Origin of the sequence: Thermogutta sp., assembly GCF_014359955.1 — a bacterium.
In the GTDB taxonomy this organism is placed as follows: domain Bacteria; phylum Planctomycetota; class Planctomycetia; order Pirellulales; family Thermoguttaceae; genus Thermogutta.
Window position 1 is genome coordinate 1 of sequence record NZ_JACIYL010000679.1, and the last position, 2444, is coordinate 2444.

The following is a 2444-nucleotide window of genomic DNA, read 5'->3' on the forward strand; positions in this document are numbered from 1 at the left end:
GGCTGGATCGAGCTGATCCCCTGCGGGTTGGTTCATCCCAAGGTCCTCGAATATGGCCGCGTCGACCCCCAGGTGTACAGCGGCTTTGCCTTCGGCATGGGGTTGACGCGTCTGGCGATGATGAAATACGGCATTCCCGATATCCGGTTGTTCAACTCCGGTGATATCCGGTTTTACGAACAATTTCCGGCGGCATTTTGAGCACGTGATCCGCGGCGATACCGGAACGGGTTCCTGCGCAAGCCGATCGTGTGAAAAAAACCAAGCAAGGGAGCCGGTACCGTCGGGGGGTAAGTTTTTTGACAGGTTAACACGTGTTGAGAATATATTTCCGAAGGAGACGGAGCCAGCCGTGAAGATTTCCCTGGATTGGATCAGCGATTTCGTTGATATCGGTGATATTCCCGCCGAAAAGCTCGCCGATCGTCTGACCATGTGCACCGCTGAGGTGGAAGATGTCCAAGAAATCAAGCGGTACGTGGAGGGGGTTCTGATTGGGGAAGTCATTTCCTGCACCGAATTGCCCGACACAAACGGCCTGAAACTCGTCCAGGTGCAGTGTGGAGATCGGCGCTATGAGACGGTGTGTGGGGCGCCCAATGTCCGCACGGGCATGAAGGCCCCTTTCGCACCAGAAGGAACCAGGCTGGCCGGAGGAGTGACCATCTCGGCCGAGGCCATCGCCGGACACCGCAGTGAAGGCGTGCTGTGCTCGCCCGCTGAACTGGGCATGAGCCGCTGGCACGAGGGGGTGCTGGAATGCCCCGACCAGCTTCCCAGCGGGGCACCACTCAGCCAGTGGATTCCCCCCAGAGATGTGCTGATCGAAATTGACAATAAGAGTCTCACCCATCGGCCGGACCTGTGGGGCCATTATGGCTTTGCCCGGGAAATTGCGGCCATTTTTCGGCGTCCCCTGCGGCCGCTGCCGGTGGTCGATCTTTCCCGTTATAACGACCTTCCCGCGTATCCGCTCACCATTGACGATCTGGAGAATTGTCCCTGTTACGCCTGTGTGGAGTTGAAAGTGCGGGCGGCCGTGCCGGCACCGCTTGTGATTCAGCGGCGGCTCCACGCCCTCGGTCAGCGGACGTTCAACCTCATGGTGGACCTGACGAACTACGTCATGTGGGAACTGGGTCAGCCCACCCACGCCTTTGATGGCGACAAGGTCCATGCGATTCGGGTCGCACCACTCGGAAAACCGGGCACCTTCGTGACCCTGGATGGCCAGGAGCGTCAGCTTTTGCCGGATGATCTCCTCATCTGGAACGAGAAAGAACCGGTGGCGCTGGCGGGAATCATGGGTGGATTGGAAAGCGAAGTGACCGCCAGCACCACGAAGGTGCTCCTGGAAAGCGCGAATTTCAAGGCGTCACGTATTCGGCGGACATCGGTTCGCCTGGATCTGCGGACCGAGGCAGCCCAGCGTTTCGAGAAAGGCCAGCCGCCCGTCAATGTTAAAGTGGGGACGGCCCGGCTTCTGAAATGCCTGGAAGAGTCGGGCGAACGGTTCGAGGTCACCTCGCGATTCACGGTGGCCGGTGATCTCAAAGAGCATCCCCGACCACTGATCATCCCCTGGCAGACGGTGGACACGATGGCCGGGCAAACCATTCCCCGCGAGGAAGCCGTTCGCATTCTTGAGGACCTCGGTTTTGGCGCCAGATCGGACGGCGACATCCTGCAAGTCGGTCTGCCCCCGCACCGTAGCGAGAAGGATCTTTCCATCCCGGCCGATGTCGTGGAGGAAATCCTTCGCATTTACGGCTACGACCGCATCGAACCGCGATTGCCGGAAGGTCCGATGGCGGCCCTGCCCGTCAATGAAAGTCTGAGAAAAGAACACAAAGCCCGGAAAATCCTGGCTGGGGCCCATCAGTTCATCGAAGTGCAAAACTACATCTGGATGGACGATGTGTGGCTGAATGAAATCGGGTTTGCGCCGGCGGAAACGCTCACGCTCAAAAATCCCCCGTCGGCGACGTGCCGTCGGCTGCGGACGACACTCATGCCCAATCTGCTGGCGCTGGTTCGGCCGAACCGCTCCCATCGCGATGCCTTCCGCATTTTCGAAATCGGACGCGTGTTCTTCCCGGATGACCAAGGGGGATGCCGCGAACGGACTCATCTGGCGGGTATCAGTTTTCGGCAGGGGGCACGGGGCGACCTCGAGGAACACTACCGCAGCATTCGCGGGGCTCTGGAGGATTTGAGCGGCGGCCTGTCGGAAACTCCCTGGCGTTTCATCCCTGGTCGGGAATCTTCCCTCCCCTGGCAGGTGCCCGGTTACTGGTGTGAAATCCGGTCGGGAGAGATCACGCTGGGAAGCGTCGGTGTGCTGGACCCCGTCCTCGCGCGAACGGTGGCCCTGGAAGGTCAAGTCGTCTGGTTCGAGCTCGATCTGGACGCGGTGGTCGGTCCCGTCTATCCCACCGCGCGTT

1 protein-coding gene and 1 pseudogene are annotated in these 2444 nt (G+C 60.1%); both read left to right on the plus strand.

Going from position 1 to position 2444, the window contains the following annotated elements; genetic code table 11:
• Positions 1 to 201 (plus strand): annotated as a pseudogene (gene pheS / locus H5U08_RS15780) (phenylalanine--tRNA ligase subunit alpha); the annotation flags it as partial.
• A gap of 151 nt (positions 202 to 352) precedes the next feature.
• On the plus strand, positions 353 to 2444 hold a 2092-nt coding region (gene pheT / locus H5U08_RS15785; protein ID WP_297035190.1), incomplete at its 3' end, for a phenylalanine--tRNA ligase subunit beta.